The organism is Pseudoalteromonas sp. S8-8 (assembly GCF_000497875.1).
In the GTDB taxonomy this organism is placed as follows: domain Bacteria; phylum Pseudomonadota; class Gammaproteobacteria; order Enterobacterales; family Alteromonadaceae; genus Pseudoalteromonas; species Pseudoalteromonas arctica.
Genome location: NZ_AUTR01000064.1, coordinates 1 through 17,206, shown reverse-complemented (window position 1 = coordinate 17,206; position 17,206 = coordinate 1). Strand labels below are relative to the sequence as shown.

At 39.1% G+C, this 17,206-nt stretch carries 11 protein-coding genes and 11 tRNA genes; 14 read left to right on the top strand and 8 right to left on the bottom strand.

The window, feature by feature from the left end; translation table 11 throughout:
- The first annotated feature begins 265 nt into the window (after positions 1–265).
- The 10 genes from L659_RS0119370 to msrB all read left to right on the top strand — a co-directional run bounded on the left by L659_RS0119370 (position 266) and on the right by msrB (position 12,159).
- The gene (locus L659_RS0119370) at positions 266–469 is read left to right on the top strand and encodes a DUF1656 domain-containing protein (RefSeq protein WP_008171772.1); all 204 of its coding nucleotides are present in this window, start codon (positions 266–268) and stop codon (positions 467–469) included.
- 5 nt (positions 470–474) lie between these two features.
- Complete coding sequence (locus L659_RS0119365; protein ID WP_024591600.1) at positions 475–1,335, top strand: efflux RND transporter periplasmic adaptor subunit; 861 nt, start codon at positions 475–477, stop codon at positions 1,333–1,335.
- Positions 1,336–1,345: 10 nt separating this feature from the next.
- A complete protein-coding gene (locus L659_RS0119360) occupies positions 1,346–3,382 on the top strand; it encodes an FUSC family protein (protein WP_024591599.1) in 2,037 nt (678 codons plus the stop codon).
- A 75-nt stretch (positions 3,383–3,457) separates the two neighbouring features.
- Positions 3,458–4,189 (top strand): RNA methyltransferase, encoded by a 732-nt coding sequence (locus L659_RS0119355; protein WP_024591598.1) that lies wholly within the window; start codon positions 3,458–3,460, stop codon positions 4,187–4,189.
- A 68-nt stretch (positions 4,190–4,257) separates the two neighbouring features.
- The gene (locus tag L659_RS0119350) at positions 4,258–7,659 is read left to right on the top strand and encodes a chromosome segregation SMC family protein (RefSeq protein WP_024591597.1); all 3,402 of its coding nucleotides are present in this window, start codon (positions 4,258–4,260) and stop codon (positions 7,657–7,659) included.
- A 73-nt stretch (positions 7,660–7,732) separates the two neighbouring features.
- Entirely contained in the window at positions 7,733–8,500 is a 768-nt protein-coding gene (zipA, locus tag L659_RS0119345) for a cell division protein ZipA (RefSeq protein ID WP_024591596.1), read from the top strand.
- An 80-nt stretch (positions 8,501–8,580) separates the two neighbouring features.
- The gene (gene ligA / locus L659_RS0119340) at positions 8,581–10,599 is read left to right on the top strand and encodes an NAD-dependent DNA ligase LigA (RefSeq protein ID WP_024591595.1); all 2,019 of its coding nucleotides are present in this window, start codon (positions 8,581–8,583) and stop codon (positions 10,597–10,599) included.
- 10 nt (positions 10,600–10,609) lie between these two features.
- The gene (locus L659_RS0119335) at positions 10,610–11,128 is read left to right on the top strand and encodes a DUF2919 domain-containing protein (RefSeq protein WP_007584017.1); all 519 of its coding nucleotides are present in this window, start codon (positions 10,610–10,612) and stop codon (positions 11,126–11,128) included.
- A gap of 2 nt (positions 11,129–11,130) precedes the next feature.
- The gene (locus L659_RS0119330; protein ID WP_024591594.1) at positions 11,131–11,571 is read left to right on the top strand and encodes a hypothetical protein; all 441 of its coding nucleotides are present in this window, start codon (positions 11,131–11,133) and stop codon (positions 11,569–11,571) included.
- Positions 11,572–11,718: 147 nt separating this feature from the next.
- Entirely contained in the window at positions 11,719–12,159 is a 441-nt protein-coding gene (gene msrB / locus L659_RS0119325) for a peptide-methionine (R)-S-oxide reductase MsrB (RefSeq protein ID WP_007584021.1), read from the top strand.
- A gap of 4 nt (positions 12,160–12,163) precedes the next feature.
- On the opposite strand, the gene L659_RS0119320 is transcribed toward msrB, so the two are convergent.
- The 8 genes from L659_RS0119320 to L659_RS0119285 all read right to left on the bottom strand — a co-directional run bounded on the left by L659_RS0119320 (position 12,164) and on the right by L659_RS0119285 (position 15,362).
- Complete coding sequence (locus L659_RS0119320; protein ID WP_024591593.1) at positions 12,164–13,810, bottom strand: tetratricopeptide repeat-containing response regulator; 1,647 nt, start codon at positions 13,808–13,810, stop codon at positions 12,164–12,166.
- Positions 13,811–14,333: 523 nt separating this feature from the next.
- A tRNA-Val gene (locus L659_RS0119315) sits at positions 14,334–14,409 on the bottom strand.
- Positions 14,410–14,471: 62 nt separating this feature from the next.
- Positions 14,472–14,547 (bottom strand) — tRNA-Val (locus tag L659_RS0119310).
- Between the two features lie 32 nt (positions 14,548–14,579).
- Positions 14,580–14,655 (bottom strand) — tRNA-Val (locus tag L659_RS0119305).
- 48 nt (positions 14,656–14,703) lie between these two features.
- Positions 14,704–14,779, bottom strand: a tRNA-Val gene (locus L659_RS0119300).
- A gap of 153 nt (positions 14,780–14,932) precedes the next feature.
- Positions 14,933–15,008, bottom strand: a tRNA-Val gene (locus tag L659_RS0119295).
- A gap of 49 nt (positions 15,009–15,057) precedes the next feature.
- Positions 15,058–15,133: transfer RNA gene (locus tag L659_RS0119290), tRNA-Val, on the bottom strand.
- 153 nt (positions 15,134–15,286) lie between these two features.
- Positions 15,287–15,362: transfer RNA gene (locus tag L659_RS0119285), tRNA-Val, on the bottom strand.
- Between the two features lie 1,170 nt (positions 15,363–16,532).
- Between L659_RS0119285 and L659_RS0119280 the strand changes: the two genes are divergently transcribed.
- The 4 genes from L659_RS0119280 to L659_RS0119265 all read left to right on the top strand — a co-directional run bounded on the left by L659_RS0119280 (position 16,533) and on the right by L659_RS0119265 (position 17,110).
- Positions 16,533–16,608 (top strand) — tRNA-Ala (locus L659_RS0119280).
- A 37-nt stretch (positions 16,609–16,645) separates the two neighbouring features.
- A tRNA-Glu gene (locus L659_RS0119275) sits at positions 16,646–16,721 on the top strand.
- A 144-nt stretch (positions 16,722–16,865) separates the two neighbouring features.
- A tRNA-Glu gene (locus tag L659_RS0119270) sits at positions 16,866–16,941 on the top strand.
- A gap of 93 nt (positions 16,942–17,034) precedes the next feature.
- Positions 17,035–17,110, top strand: a tRNA-Glu gene (locus L659_RS0119265).
- The last annotated feature ends 96 nt before the right edge of the window (positions 17,111–17,206 follow it).

Sequence of the window (17,206 nt, the reverse complement as noted above, 5' to 3'; positions counted from 1 at the left end):
CCTCGCTGGTTTTATTTATTTGGCTGGTAACTGGGATCTTTAGCTTTTTAATATGCGATTTAGCTACTATACATAGTTAATGCTGCTTAAATGTAATGGCATTAATTAAATGTAATGGCATTAATTATGTATTAAGCACACCTACGTACAATTAAGCTAATTGATTTATATGCCAAAATAATAGATTGTAAGAGTAGTAGGGATGTAAATTTATTTAGGTTTTACAGCTTTTATCACCGCTTTAAATAACATTAGGATATTTATTATGTTTCAAGCAGTCGTGCTAGGGGGATTAGAATTTAGCCCGCTGATTGTTTATTTCCCAATTGCGTTTATTTTAACAGCGCTGACTCGTTTTGCTTTGCATCGACTAGATTGGCATGACCGTATTTGGAAAGTGGCTTGGTTTGAAGTGTCACTATTTGTTTGTTACTTGGCACTGGCCGTCTATTTACTAAGTGGAAGATAAATTGAATGATTAAATATCTGCGTATTACTTTTACTATCTTGGTTGTTATAGCTGCGGTTTTTGCTGGGCGTTGGGTATGGACTGACTACATGCATACTCCTTGGACGCGCGATGGTCGCATTCGAGCAGACATAGTTACAGTTGCTCCAGACGTATCGGGTTGGGTGACTGCTTTAAACATTAAAGATGGTCAAAACGTACAAAAAGGCGAAGTACTTTTTAATGTCGATCAAAAGCGTTACCAAGCAGCGCTTGATAAAAGTAAAGCCAATACAGAAAATACGCTATATACATGGGAGCTTGCTAAACATAAATACGAAAGACGTGTTGAGCTAAACACTCAACAGGCAATAAGTGAAGAAACGCTAGAATCAACACGTATCAATACTAAAATTGCTGAGGCAAATTATAACCTAGCTAAAACAGAGCAAACAATTGCGCAATTAAATGTTGATAGAACTAAAATTGTTGCACCTGCATCGGGGCAAATAATTAATCTGAATTTACGCCAAGGTAACTATGTAGCTCAAGGCACCCCTGTGTTTGCTATTGTGCGGTTAGATTCGTTTTACGTAACAGGTTACTTTGAAGAGAGTAAAATACCGCTTATTTATCCTGATCAAAAAGCTAAAATAGCGCTTTTAAGTGGTGGTAAGCAATTAACAGGGCATGTAGTGAGTGTAGGTAAAGCAATTGCAAATACGAATACACAAAGTAACGGACAACTTTTACCGCAAGTGCAACAAACATTTAATTGGGTGCGCTTATCACAACGTATTCCTGTTGATATTAAGTTAGATTCATTGCCCGAAGATACACTGTTAAGCGCAGGAATGACCGCCACAATACATCTCGCTACACGTTAAGGGGAAGACAGTGGGCGTTGTATTACAAAATTTGTTTTTTCCTAAAAAACAGGCAATTATTTTTGCGACTAAGGGCGTTATAGCCATGGTAATGGCGCTTACTATTGCTATGTGGCTTAATCTTGAAAGACCTTATTGGGCGTTAGTCTCGGCTATATTTTTGCAATTACGCCCGCAAAGCGGATTAGTTATTGAAAAAGCAATTTGCCAAATAATAGGCACCATAGTGGGTGGTTTATTTGGCATATTGCTTTTAACTCAGCTAATTCTTTACCCTTATTTAGCGCTCGGTGCACTTGCATTATGGTTGGGGGTAAACTCTGCGTTATCGGCAATGGTACGCCAAGCAAACTTTGTTTATGCGTTTGCTATGGCAGGTGTAACAGCCGCTATTATAGTGCTTTTAGTGATGGTTACTCCGGCAATGGTAAGCAGTCAAAGCATATTTGATATTGCACAAGCGCGCGTGAGTGAAATAGTAATAGGCTCAATATGTGCAGGGCTTGTGAGCCATTTGTTTTGGCCTGTAAAAGTTAAACACTTACTGCAAGTACAAGCGCGGTCGGTTATAAACCAAACGTTAGATTATTTAGTAACTGAGCTTGATTCTAAAGGCTCGCACGAAAATCGCCATCAGCAAATTGATGGCATTATGGCAACATTAGGATCTATAAACGAAGACTCCAGCGCAGTAAGGTACGAAGGACCAAAAGGTCCAGGGCGCTCACGTGCTGCAAATCAATTGTCGCAAAAAGTGCTTTCTTTACTGGCTTCAATTCAAATAATTGGTCGTCTGCAACGAAACCACGCTGACCTTATTACTCCCACATTAGACAAATTAATAAGTAAACTTAAACACGTATTCGCGCAAATTAAAGAATCTGACGATTTTGATTACTGCGCCGAACAAGTTAAAACGCTGCGTAAAGAGCTAACCGACTATAGAGCAAATACGGTGTGTGATTCGCCATTTGAATCTCACATGCTCAATGTGAGTTTAGAAGTGGCAGCCGACTTAACAATTTTACTACGCGCATACAGAGCTTTAGAACAACGCGATAAAACATTATTAAATGCACCCAGTATGCTTACATATCGTGACCCATTAGCTGGCATTATTGTTGGATTTAGAACTGCTTTGGTGTTTTCTATCGGCGCATTTATTTGGATTAATACTGGTTCTTCAGCTGCATTATTAATTATGATTTTACCGGTCATATTTTCGATAATGCTGGCGCGAATACCCTTGGCTATTTTACAGGTTGTAATTAAACGTTTATTGGCAGGTATAATTGTTGCCACTTTTGTAACTATTTTTTATGCGTTAAATTTACTGTCGCAAAGTGGAGGGCAATTAGAAATATTATTGCTTGTATTAGCTGGTCCGTATTTTTTGGGTTTGCTGTTACTCGCTGATCAACAAACGCTGCCATACGGCTTAGGGTTTTGTATTCCATTTACTATTTTGGTTAGACCCAGCATGGATATGAGCCTAGCATTTTCAATTGATTATACACTCAGCTCTGCAATCGCTATTTTTGCTGGCGTGAGTATTTTATTTTGGATTTTTCAGTTATTTACAGGACCAAGTGTTCAGTTACTTGTTCATCGTGTTTTTAAGGCTACCTATAAAGATTTACTCGAAATAAATACCCATCAAACTCCGAGTATTTGGTACAACCACCGCATGGCAGATAGGTTAATCCGCTTAACTAATTACGATCAGGGCTCACACTCACGCGCTATTACCGATATGGCTCTTACCGGTCTAAACTTAGGGCATGCTTCAGTGCGATTAAACTCAATTTGCGAAAACCTTGCTGGTGACACAAAGCTAAAATACTTAAATGAGTGGCAACGCACGTTGGCTGATGCATTTATGCTGGCTACCAAAGGTAAGTTTGATGAAAACTTTAAGCAAGCGTCTGATAATCTTTATAACGAATTAGCCGCATCTGTTGGTGATTCAAATCAATTAGAAGCGATAAAAGGGATGTTTATTCGCATTAATCTGACCTTTGAAAGAAGTGCCAGCAAGATAAATTAACCCCATTCGCTGCTTTCGAGTTCAGATGTTATAACGAAATCTGTTATACTTGATGGACAATTTTATGGGGCTGTTATGATTTCAAAAAACCAACTCAAACTTATTCGCCAACTTGGCCAAAAAAAGTACCGAAAGCAATATAATCAATACCTTGTACAAGGTGAAAAAAACGTACTTGAGTTATTAAACAGCCCATTAAATGCGGTTAATATTTTTGCTACAAACGAATTTATAAATGCGTACCAAAGTGAGTATCAGCACGCTAATTTTATTGAAGCGGATGAAGAAACCCTCACTAAAGCGAGCACATTAGTTAGCAATAATGCAGCCATTGCTATTGTTGATATGCCAAAGGCGGCTTTACCACAAGCAAATGGCTTAATACTCGCGCTTGATGGCGTATCAGACCCTGGTAATTTAGGCACTATAATTAGAGTAGCCGATTGGTACGGTATTAAACATATAGTAACTAGCACCGACAGCGCAGACGCTTACAACCCTAAAACAATTAGCGCCACAATGGGCTCGTTTGTAAGGGTATCGGTAAGCCAAGTAGATTTACCTGATTACTTACAGTCTTTAAATTTACCTGTTTACGGTGCTTTTTTAGATGGACAAAGTGTACATAAAACCCAATTTACGGGCTCAGGCGTTTTGCTAATGGGCAGTGAGTCGCATGGTATACGCGAGACATGTGCAAAGTTAGTGACCAATAAAATAACCATTCCCGCTTTTGGTGGTGCAGAGTCACTTAATGTTGCAATGGCGACCGGTATTATTTTAGATAACTTTAAACGACAAGCTTAATCTATTAGTAAATTATGGGTTAAATTGTTTATGACAAATAACAATAATAAATTGGTAATAACAATAAGATGCGCTTAAGCACTATTAAATTAGCGGGCTTTAAATCGTTTGTAGAGCCCACTAAAATTCCATTTCCTGATCAAATGACGTGTGTTGTAGGCCCTAATGGCTGTGGCAAATCTAACGTTATTGATGCAGTACGATGGGTGCTAGGTGAAAGCTCTGCTAAAAACCTGCGTGGCGATGCCATGACCGACGTTATTTTTAATGGCTCAACTAATCGTAAAGCCATATCACAAGCTTCTGTAGAGCTTGTTTTTGATAACGATAAAGGTAGTCCTTCAAACACATTTGCCGACAGAAACCAAATTGCCATTAAACGCTTAGTAACGCGCGACGGGCTATCGCTGTACTTTTTAAATGGCAGTAAATGCCGTAAGCGTGATATTACCGATATATTTTTAGGTACAGGTCTTGGTCCGCGTAGTTACGCAATTATTGAGCAAGGGATGATCTCGCGCTTAATAGAAAGTAAACCACAAGAATTACGCGTATTTTTAGAAGAAGCTGCTGGTGTTTCTAAATACAAAGAGCGCCGCCGCGAAACACAAACACGCATTAAAAGCACCCGCGAAAACCTTGAGCGTTTGTTAGATGTGCGTAAAGAGCTGCAAAGCCAGTTAGATAAATTGGCTGTGCAGTCGGTTGATGCAAAAAAATACCGCGGGTTAAAAGCGCAAGAGCGAACGTTAAAAGGGCAAATTGCGGTTTTAAAATGGCAAAAGTTACATCAGCAACAACTTGAAAAAAGTACTCTAATTAAAAAACTGAACGATCAAATTTCGTTTTTTAAAACTGCTAACTCAGGGCATGACGATGTACTTGCAAGCTTAGAAGGGCAAGTACAAGCTCAGCAAGATAAACTAAGCGATGCACAACATCAGCAACATGTAATACACACCGAGCTTACCCGCGCTGAGCAACAGCAAATAAATGTAAAGCAACAAACTCAAACGCTTAAACAAAATTTAATTAAATTACAGCAACGCCAAACCCATAGCACTGAAGTTAAAACGCAGCAGCAAATTGTGTGCGAGCAACTAAATGAAACCCTGCAAGAGGCAAGTGAAAACGCGTTAATGTGCGAAGAGCAAGTAAGGAAGTTAACGCATGAGCTTGAGGAATTATTAGCACTGAAGCAGCGCCACAATACACACTGGCAAACTTTGTGTGAGCAACAGCAGCAACTTAATAATAATGCGCAACTGCATAGCAGTCACATTAAACAAACTCAGCAGCAAATAAGCCACGTTAACGAGCAAATTGATCAGTTAAATGCGCAGCTTACTGACTTACAAAGTAGCGATGTAGAACAACAATTAACGCAGCAAACACAGCAAACACAAACATTAACCCAAGAACTTGCCGCTAAACAAACAGCGCACACGCAGTGCAGTGCTAAGCTTGAAGTGCAAAATGAGCGTGTTAATAACTCACAAAAGCAATATTCGACGCTTACTCAAACAATAAATGAGTTAAAAGCCAGTATAACGGGGCTTAAAAGTACATTAGGGCTTGATGAAGAAAGTGAAAGTACTAATGGTTTGTTTAATCAGCTAAGTGTTAAAGAAGGCTTTGAGCCCTTAATAGAGCAAGCACTTAAATCGCTAGAGCACTTAAATGTAAGTGAGCAGCAAGCTGATAATAGTGTGTGGCCAATTAGTGGTAAGCACATTGCTGAAAATAGCTTAGCGGCATTCATAACAAGCGGCGTGTACCCAGATCATTTAACGCGCATTGCTTATAGCGAGAGCGGTGATCTAACGCTCTTAAAAGATGCTTATTATACAGCCGTTATGGATAAAAACGGTGCTTTATATGGTCGTAACTGGCATGTAAGTGCCGATCGAAATGCCGAAAACTCATTGCTTTTAAAACATAAGCAGTTGCAGGATAAAGCTCAGCAGTTAACCAATGCCGAGGATGAGCTAAAACAAGTAACACACACTCGTGATGAACATACAGCTGATCAAATAAAGTTAATTAACGAGCAAAGCGAGCTAAAAGAAGCCATACATGAGCTTGCGCAAAATATAGCAGTAGCCGGTACACGCAGCGATATGCTTAAACAGCAAGTAGCGCACTTTAAGCTGCAACTAGAAAAGCTACAGCAAAAAAAACAGCAATTAACCACCCAGCTTTTGCAATTAAATACCGTGCTTGATGAGCAAACAGAGCAATTTGAAGTGTTAAATGAGCAGCAACTCAACTTAACGGATGAGTTAGACGCTGCAAATAGCCTGCGCTCACAAAGTGATAAAAGTTATAGCGAAGCATTAAGCATGCTTGAGCAATATAAAACGCAAGCGCATAAGGCAACGCTCTCAGAGCAAAAGGCACGCAGTGAATGGCAGTTAAGCCAAACCAAATTGAGCCATGCAGAGCAAGAGCACGTTAGTGCATCTGAAGGTGCACAAGAATTACTCAATGAAATAGAAGAACTGCTTATACCAGAGCAAGAGCTTAGCGATAAAATAACGCAGTTTTTAGTACAGCATCAAAAAGGTGAGCAGGCCCTGGTAATGCTACAAAAAGAATTAGCTCACGCTAAAGAAAGTTTAAATAGCAAGCAAGCAAGTCTTAAAAACTCACAAGGTGAGCTGGTGGGCTTGCAAGAGCAGCATCAAAAGCTAACAATTGAAGAGCAAAGCTTACTAATAAAAGCGCAAGTTGCGCTCGAACCATTAGAAGAGCTAAAGCAAAGCTTAAAAGCAATACTTGATGAATTACCTGATTCATTGAATTTAAGTGCAGCGCAAAATCAGTTAACCGGATTTACTAATCAGTTAGATAAATTAGGTGCAGTAAACTTAGCGGCAATAGAAGAGTTTGATTTAGCTAAAGCTCGTAGTGATTATCTTGATAATCAATTAGATGATTTAACAAAAGCGTTAAGTACCCTTGAAGGTGCAATTCGTAAAATTGATAGTGAGACCAAAACACGCTTTAAAGCGACGTTCGATCAAGTTAACGAAGACTTTGCAGAGCTATTTCCTAAAGTTTTTGGTGGTGGTAGTGCGTATTTAGAATTAACCAGTGACGATTTACTCGAAAGTGGTGTTAGTATAATGGCAAGACCACCGGGTAAGAAAAATTCAACAATTCATTTGTTAAGTGGTGGAGAAAAAGCGCTGACCGCATTATCATTAGTGTTTTCTATATTCAGGCTCAATCCAGCTCCTTTCTGTATGCTGGACGAAGTAGATGCACCATTGGATGATGCCAACGTTGTGCGTTTTTGCCGTTTGGTTGAAGAAATGTCACAATCAGTGCAGTTTATTTATATTAGTCATAATAAAATTGCGATGGAAATGGCTGGTAGATTAACCGGTGTTACTATGGCAGAACCTGGCGTATCGCGTATGGTTGCTGTAGATATAGAGCAGGCTGTGCAACTTGCACATGCATAAATTTTTATAACAAGTGTATTATTTTTAATTAATATACAGGTTTTAGGCATATCAAATAATAAAAGGTGAGGGGATGGCCGAACAATTAAGATGGGTTTTAATCATTATCAGTGTAGTTGTCATTGGTGGTTTATTAATACATGGATTGTGGTCTGTGAGAAAAAAAGACCGCCCAGAAGTATCTGATAACGAGCGGGTTGAACCATTACAAGAAAGCGCATCAGCTTCATCTAAACCGTTTCGAACTGAGGCTGAGCCAAAAGAGCCAATGCAAAACGAACGTGATGAGCCACAGTTTGGCGAGCTTAACTTTGATGCAAGTGAGCCGCAAATAGATACAAGCGTGCCAGAAGTGCCGATTGAAGATGACCTAGAAATAGTTGATGACCTAGAAGCAAAAGAGCAAAGCGCTGAAGAAGCACCTGCCCAAATGTCTGACTTTGTTATTGTACATATTCAAATGCCAGAAGAGCTTAGTATGCAGGGCAGTAAATTATTGCCAGCAGTTAACACTTTAGGTTTTAAATATTCTGAGGAAGGCTTTTTTAATCGCCATTTAGATCCGGCTGGTCAAGGCCCTGTTTTATTTAGATTAGTAAATATGTACAACCCAGGTACGTTTGATATTGATAATATGGAACAGTTTAGTACCGCAGGGGTAAGCTTATTTATGACGTTACCGTGCGACGGCGATGGTCTAGCTGCATTTAATATGTTGCACAGCGCAGCTAAAAAGTTAGCGGATGAATTTGGTGCGCAAATTTTAGATGCTGAGCGAAATGAAATGACAGTAGATCGCGTAAGACAATATGTTGAGCAGGTTCGTTCTTTTTCAGCGTAAATAACGCATATATTATATTTTTATAAGCCACTGGACGGTGAATCGTCAAAGTGGCTTTTTTTATGTTTATTGAGGTTTAAATGTCTAGCAGCATTAGTGAGCAAGTTAATCATCTTCGTACTACATTAGAGCAACACAACTATAATTATTATGTGCTCGACACCCCCAGTATTCCTGATTCTGAATACGATAGGTTATTACGCGAACTAAGCGCACTTGAAACCGAGCATCCTGAATTTTTAACCGCCGACTCACCTACACAAAAAGTAGGCGGTGCAGCACTTAGTAAATTTGAACAAGTAGCGCACCAAGTACCCATGCTCTCACTTGATAACGCCTTTAGTGAAGAAGAATTCACTGCGTTTAATCGCCGTATAAAAGAGCGTTTAATGAGTACTGATGAGCTTACTTTTTGTTGTGAGCCAAAACTTGATGGTTTAGCTGTATCAATTATTTATCGTGATGGTGTGCTTGTACAAGCAGCGACTCGAGGTGATGGTTTTACCGGTGAAAACATTACTCAAAATGTAAAAACAATTCGTAATGTACCGCTTAAGTTACGTGGCGATTATCCGAAAGAGCTTGAAGTGCGCGGCGAAGTATTTATGGATAGCGCAGGTTTTGACAAACTAAATACTGAAGCAGAAAAGCGTGGCGATAAAGTATTTGTTAACCCACGTAATGCAGCAGCCGGTAGCTTACGACAACTCGACTCTAAAATTACCGCTAAGCGCCCACTCATGTTTTACGCATATAGCACTGGGCTTGTTGCCGATGGCAATATTCCCCAGGATCATTATCAGCAATTAGAAAAGTTGACTGATTGGGGTTTACCTCTGTGCCCAGAAACAAAATTAGTTGAAGGTCCAAAAGCCGCGCTTGAGTACTACAGCGATATTTTAACGCGCCGTAGCTCACTTAAATACGAAATTGATGGCGTAGTAATTAAAATAAATGAAAAAGCCTTACAAGAGCGCTTAGGCTTTGTAGCTCGCGCACCTCGTTGGGCTATTGCGTATAAATTTCCGGCACAAGAGGAAATAACCCAACTACTTGATGTTGATTTTCAAGTCGGTCGTACTGGCGCCATTACACCTGTTGCACGTTTGAAGCCTGTTTTTGTGGGTGGCGTTACCGTATCAAATGCAACACTGCATAACAGTGATGAAGTTGCACGTTTAGGTGTAAAAGTGGGGGATACGGTTATTATTCGGCGTGCAGGTGATGTAATCCCACAAATAACACAAGTTGTACTTGAACGCAGACCTGATGATGCCAGAGATATTGAATTCCCGACGACTTGCCCAATCTGTGATTCTCATGTTGAAAAGGTTGAAGGCGAAGCTGTAGCCCGTTGTACGGGTGGACTTGTATGTCCTGCACAGCGTAAGCAAGCTATTAAGCACTTTGCTTCGCGCAAAGCGCTGGATATAGATGGTCTTGGCGATAAGATTGTTGATCAGTTAGTCGATAGAGAACTTATAAAAACGCCTGCTGATTTGTTTATTTTAAAACAGGGGCATTTTGAGTCACTTGAACGTATGGGACCTAAGTCAGCTAAAAACTTAGTAACAGCACTTGAAGAGGCTAAAGGCACTACGCTTGCTAAGTTTTTATATTCATTAGGTATTCGAGAAGCCGGGGAGGCGACAGCACAAAATTTAGCTAATCACTTTCTAACCCTTGAAAATGTAATAAATGCCAGCATTGATAGTTTAACGCAAGTAAGTGATGTAGGCGAAATAGTAGCTGCTCATGTTCGTGGCTTTTTTGATGAAGAACATAATTTAGCAGTTGTTAATGCGCTGATAGATCAAGGTGTAAACTGGCCAGCGTTGAGCGCACCTTCTGAGGAAGAACAGCCGCTCGCTGGGCTTACATATGTACTTACAGGTACACTTAATACACTTAATCGCAATGATGCAAAAGCACGATTACAACAACTTGGTGCCAAGGTGTCTGGTAGCGTATCGGCTAAAACAGATGCGTTAGTGGCGGGTGAAAAAGCAGGTTCAAAACTAACAAAGGCACAAGACCTAGGCATAGACATACTAACTGAAGATGAATTAATTGAGTTGCTTATAAAGCATAACGGTTAGGAAAATGACAATGAGCCGATATGGGCCAGAATACTGGGATAAGTACGGAAGTTACCGTACGCCTATTGCATTTCATTTAAGTGTGCTTGTGCTATTACGCAGTTATTTTATTTGGGTTATTGCGGCTTTAAGCCGCAGGCCTGAACTAGATTTAATGTCATTATTTTTTAAAAATAAAAATGATTTTTTTATCGCAATAACGATTGGAAGTATTGCAATAATACCGACTATTTTATTTTGTTTACGCAGACCACGAGATTCACACAGTGCAAGCAACAGGTTAGCAAGAATATGGCGACATATGCGCTGGCCTCTTATTTTATGTGCAGTTGTTGATTTAACATGGTTAAGTGTTCAAGCAGCGCATAGCCATTATCGATTTTCATCATTTTTAGCAGTACAAATGATGATTGTTTTATGGGTATTATGGTATTTGGTGAAAAGCCGCTATTTAACTGTTTTCTTTAATGATTGGCCTGAGCCGACAGAAAAGGCATCAGAAGAAAAAAAGCGACTTAAAAGGGATTAGTTGTGGACGCCGTAAATAGAAAAATAGCGATAGCTATATCGATAATAGGCTTTGTGCTTATTATTTTAATGATTAGCACTGAGCTTTTAGAGTTTATGTGGTTTAAAGCGTTATTTGGGTTATGGGTATTTGTTTTTTGCTCAAGCGTTTATCGGTTAACGCCTTTATTTAAATCAAGAAACAGGTTAGAGGATTTTATTCAGCGAGACGCCCAACACTTATTACTTTTTAGTTTGATGGGATTTTTTGATAAAAAGCACGGTCCAGATTGGTTAGTTATTGAGAGTATTGAACGTATAACGACAAAGGATGATGGGCTAATAATTTACAGTAATAACGAGCGCCAAATGAGTGTTAGTTTACCTGTAAAAAAAGCAGAGCTAGATAGTTTTATTAAACGAATACTTACCGACTCAGAAAAACAAAATATTACCTTTAGCTAAGAAAATTACCTTTAAGATTGAACGAGTTTTAGTCTTAAACGGTCAACACTCCTTAGCTGATCTTTAGTGTATTAAATAACGTAATAATTAGCCGTACTTTTTATGACTTTATAAAGTATAGCTAATCAACTATTCAATGAGGCTATTATGTTGAAGTGGAATGATGTTATTAACTTTGCCACCAATGGCAATCCTACCCCAAGTAAAAAAGTAGTCAAAACTGACGAGCAGTGGCGGATGCAACTATCAGAAGATGAATATTACGTAACACGTAAAAAGGGAACAGAGCGCCCAGGTAGTTCGGGTAGTTGTACATTACTCGAACCTGGCAAGTATGTGTGTATTTGCTGTGATAATCTATTGTTTGATGCTGATGAGAAGTTTGATAGTGGTACTGGTTGGCCGTCATTTACGCAACCTGCGACAATTGAAGCGATTGGCTATGTAAGCGATACAAGTCATGGTATGGAGCGCATAGAGGTGGTTTGTAACGTGTGCGATTCGCACTTAGGCCATATTTTTCCAGATGGTCCATTACCAACGGGTTTACGTTATTGCGTTAATGCCGCATCAATGAAAAAGCTCTAATGTTTTATTTACTAGCGCTTTGAATATCTAAATTCATTTCTTTTGCTATGTGCAAAATCTTATCTAAACGCTGCGTCTGATCTGCTTGTAATTTAGTTTTATCAAGAAGGGCGTAGCACCTTCTAGCAAGATCCATATTAAATGAGCTGCCAGATTGCTTAGTTGAATCAAATAGGCACTGTAATAAATTAAGTGCGATACTTTGATTACGAGGCATGACTCTAAACGCCTGTGTAAAAGCTTCCAACGCAGTATTTAATTGGCCTTTATTAAATTGACTAACGGCATGGTTATTAAGCTCTTTTGGACCCATTTTAATATCGCGTCGCTCACTTTGTTGCTGCTGAATATAACGCAAGTAAGTTGTATCGCTAACTGCGGGATGTCTTTCACAGTGGCTAATTATTTGTGTGAATAAGGTTTGCGCCTTTTGATGAAACCCCAGTTCATGAAATGCTTTTGCTTTATCAAGTGCGCCATCAACCGATCGGATATGAGTATCGTCATCATCAAGTTGTTCAATTAGCTTTTTCGCTTTTTGATGCTCGTCTTTTAAGTAATGGAGTCGTGCATTAAGTACATCAATTTGAGCTTGATTTGTATTATTAGGAAACTGTTTTTTTAAATCATTAATGTACTGATTGGTTTGCCTAGAAATTCGTTGAATTTGATCGGTTTGATCAGTCGTTAGCGCAAAGTCGATACCTGCACGTGCTGCATTCAAATATACATCGGGGTGGTCGTGTATTGAGTGTTTTGCAAAGGTGGCTATATCTTTTTGAGTTAAATAGCTTTTTTCGTAGTCGTGATTAATTAGCGACACATTACTTAGCGATTTTTGGCGTGTGATATTTCGCGGTGCAATTTCTGCAGCTTGGCTTAAAAAGCTTTGTGCTAGCTCAAATTGATTTAGCTTTATTTCTAATCTGCCCAACAAATCAAGGGCTACTAAACGAGTTTCTTGGCGCTCTAACATTGTTTTGAGCATTCGCTGCGCCAAAATATGTTCGTTATTCGCTATAAGTGCTTCTACTAAGCCTACTTTTGCCCAAGCAAATTTTTGAATGTCGAGAACAGACTTAAAAAAGTCTTTCGCATCTTGAGCGCGCTTTAAGCGAAGTAAGGCATCACCTTTTAAGCGAAGTAGGATAGGGCTGTAATTATTATTTTTTTTATCCAGAGCGGTATCAATAAACTTAATAGCTTTTGAATCGTTACCATCATCAATTAATGAATACACTGTTTGTAAGTCGTGTTTACGCTTTAGGATTCGTTCAATGCGTATTTTAAGCTCTTGTACTGTAAAAGGTTTAACTAAAAAGTCATCAGGTTGCAGCTCAAGAACACTATGAACGAGTGAGCCACTTGTTTCTGCTGAGATAAAAATAAAGCCAGTCGAGCTTTTTATGAGTTGCTTTACACGTAACTCTTCATAAAGCTGGTAGCCATCTTGGTGTTTATTTAAGTTGAATGAGCAAACGATTAGATCAAATTCTTCACTTAAACACTGCTCTTTTGCAGAATTTGCATGATCAGCAAAGCGCAACTGCCGAAAGCCAAGCCTTTCTAACGATTGTTTCATATAGCTTTGAGCAAGTGGTTGCTCTTCTACTATAAGTATTTTGGCTTTTGAATAGATCTTAGTTGGCATTGGCTTAAGCGTAATTGTATTTAACACAGACTATAATCAACAGTTTAACTCCTTACAAGGGAATTTAAATGATAGCTGTATTTATTAGGTACTTAACTTTGCCTAATACGTTTATCTAACTACGAAGGTACTGAGCCGAATAACATAATTAAAAACTAAATAAGTAAAATTGATAACGCTATATTTGATGAGTGCTTTGATATGGAAATTTAGATTTTAATAAAAATATGAAATGTATTTAAGGTAAAAAGAGGAGTTAAACGTATTTAATATGGGAAAAGAGTTATTACTAGAGAAGTTGTCATTTAAAGAGTTGTCTGATGGTATTTATATGTGGTGGGTGATTACTTGGCTTGATACTAGTGACCCTCGCCATTATTTGTAAAGGGTGGCGATGCTCTTTTTCTTACGGCTAAGTTAATTACATACGATTTATATATTGAGTTTTTATAAAGTTCTTAAATGTATTTAATATGCGAAGAAAGAGTTATTACTAGAGAGGTTGTCTGATGGTATTTATATGTGGTGGGTGATACTGGACTTGAACCAGTGACCCTCGCCTTGTAAGGGCGATGCTCTCCCAACTGAGCTAATCACCCACATATAATAGGTATGCCTGTTATTTAATTCTTTATTATCAAATTAACCGCTTGATGTAATTTGGTGGGTGATACTGGACTTGAACCAGTGACCCTCGCCTTGTAAGGGCGATGCTCTCCCAACTGAGCTAATCACCCAAATTACATTTTAATATGCACCATTCTAGGAATGGTGGGTCGTACTGGACTTGAACCAGTGACCCTCGCCTTGTAAGGGCGATGCTCTCCCAACTGAGCTAACGACCCATATTAAATTTTAAAACGCGACTATTGATATAATAATAGGTTTATATGTGGTGGGTGATACTGGACTTGAACCAGTGACCCTCGCCTTGTAAGGGCGATGCTCTCCCAACTGAGCTAATCACCCACATATAAATTAAAACGCTACTATTGAAATAAATAGTACTGGACTTTAACCAGTGAACCTCGCCGTTACTTGTAAATAGCGGTAATGTTCTCTTTTTTCTAACTGAGCTAACGACCCATTTAGATTTTCTTGTAATATGCACCATTCTAAGAATGGTGGGTCGTACTGGACTTGAACCAGTGACCCTCGCCTTGTAAGGGCGATGCTCTCCCAACTGAGCTAACGACCCATATTACAATTTTAAAACACGACTATTATATAATAATAGGTTTTATATGTGGTGGGTGATACTGGACTTGAACCAGTGACCCTCGCCTTGTAAGGGCGATGCTCTCCCAACTGAGCTAATCACCCACATATAAATTAAAACGCTACTATTAAAATAAATAGTACTGGACTTTAACCAGTGAACTTCGCCGTTACTTGTAAGTAGCGGTAATGCTCTCTATTTTCTAATTGAGCTTAGGACCCATATAGAATTTAGATGTGAACACTTTAATTAAAAAGTGGTGGGTGATACTGGACTTGAACCAGTGACCCTCGCCTTGTAAGGGCGATGCTCTCCCAACTGAGCTAATCACCCACATCTAAACAACATTGCATTGCTGCGTTGTTGTGGGGCGCTATTATAGATAGAGTTGGAAATGTGTCAACACTTGAATGATAAAAATGTGCTGAATGAAGGTTTTATAAACAATAGGATATGGTTGAAGTCTATTTTATCATCAAATTTGATATTGCAGTTCAATTAAGCACCTAATAAGCTCCTAAAAGTGAGTAGGGAATTGTATTTTATTAATCTTAAATTTAGCTTCACGATACTTATTGTTTTTTTTTACTGGAGTCGTTTTTATGATTATGAGCAAGATGGATTAATATTAGGGCGAGTTATTTAGTGAATAGAGCGGTCCTTTAAAAATGAATTTAATCTAAACTTCCCAAAACAAATGCTATTTTCAGCATTCTAAACTCTATTTTTGTACTTACTTTATTTTTATAAGCCAACCTAGCCAAATCGTAAATACTCATACTTCACTAATAGCCTTCGGATTAAGACTAAATAGATCACATATAACTAGTGTGTGTTGACCTTTGTGGATTGAACCCAAAGGGCAGCGCATGTTTGGACTTTATGCGGCGTTATCGCCTATTCATGGGTAATAACCACACTACATAGGCTCTGCCTTGCCTAAAAACCAAACATACTGCTGCAAATTCACCCACCAAAGATCAACACGCCCTGAAGTTTTGTACATAGCATTACGAAGCTACAATGCTCTTTAAAAAATGTTCTTCAAACAATAATCGAGTTTTTTAGTACGAGTTACGCTGGTTATTAAGCAAGTAAAGGCAGTGGGCACTCTCAAATCCACATTTAAGTTTTGGTTATTATAAGCAATTGTAACTTTTAAAAGATTAAGGCGATTGGCGGGGCCTTAATTGGTAGTTTTTAGATAAGTTCAATTTGCATATAAATGTATACCTTTGCTTTGATGCAATTTTGTTGCATTAAATAGGGGAGTAGGGTGTTGTTAAGTATTCGCTGCGATATAGTGATGTTATTATAAGCAGTAGGGCTAGAATCTTATTCAAATTGTATTTTTTAGCACGCTTGATAGCCAGTTTGTTGAAAATTAAACCATTTAAATAAAGCTAGGTAAAAAACTGTTGACTTTATTTTGGGTGGTGCATAGAATGCGCCCCGCACTAAGCGATACACGATGTGTTTATCACGACGGGTATTGATTAAGTTGGGGCCATAGCTCAGCTGGGAGAGCGCTTCGCTGGCAGTGAAGAGGTCTGCGGTTCGATCCCGCATGGCTCCACCAAAAATTAGTGTTTTGTCCTAGGGTAGCAGTTTTCTGTGTCCCCATCGTCTAGAGGCCTAGGACACCGCCCTTTCACGGCGGTAACAGGGGTTCGAATCCCCTTGGGGACGCCACTTAACTTTTATTAGTTAAAGGCGGTTTTACCGAGAAAATAGCGTCACAATTAAAGCTCGAGTCTTTACTTGTATTAAACGCAATTACCTTAAAGCTCATGATGTGAGTTAAACTTATCAACTGTCCTAGTGACACATTTATGTGTCCCCATCGTCTAGAGGCCTAGGACACCGCCCTTTCACGGCGGTAACAGGGGTTCGAATCCCCTTGGGGACGCCACTTACTTGTTTTTAATAGGGAAGTGAAGTGTTATCAAGAAAGCTCGCCTGAAACGAGTCTAAAAATTCAGTTGTCCTAGTGACACATTTATGTGTCCCCATCGTCTAGAGGCCTAGGACACCGCCCTTTCACGGCGGTAACAGGGGTTCGAATCCCCTTGGGGACGCCACTTACTATTTTAAGTATTGTGTAAAGCAGTGTGACACCGCACTCTCTATGCACGACGTTATCAAGAGTACTAATCTCTTGGGGACGCCACTTACTT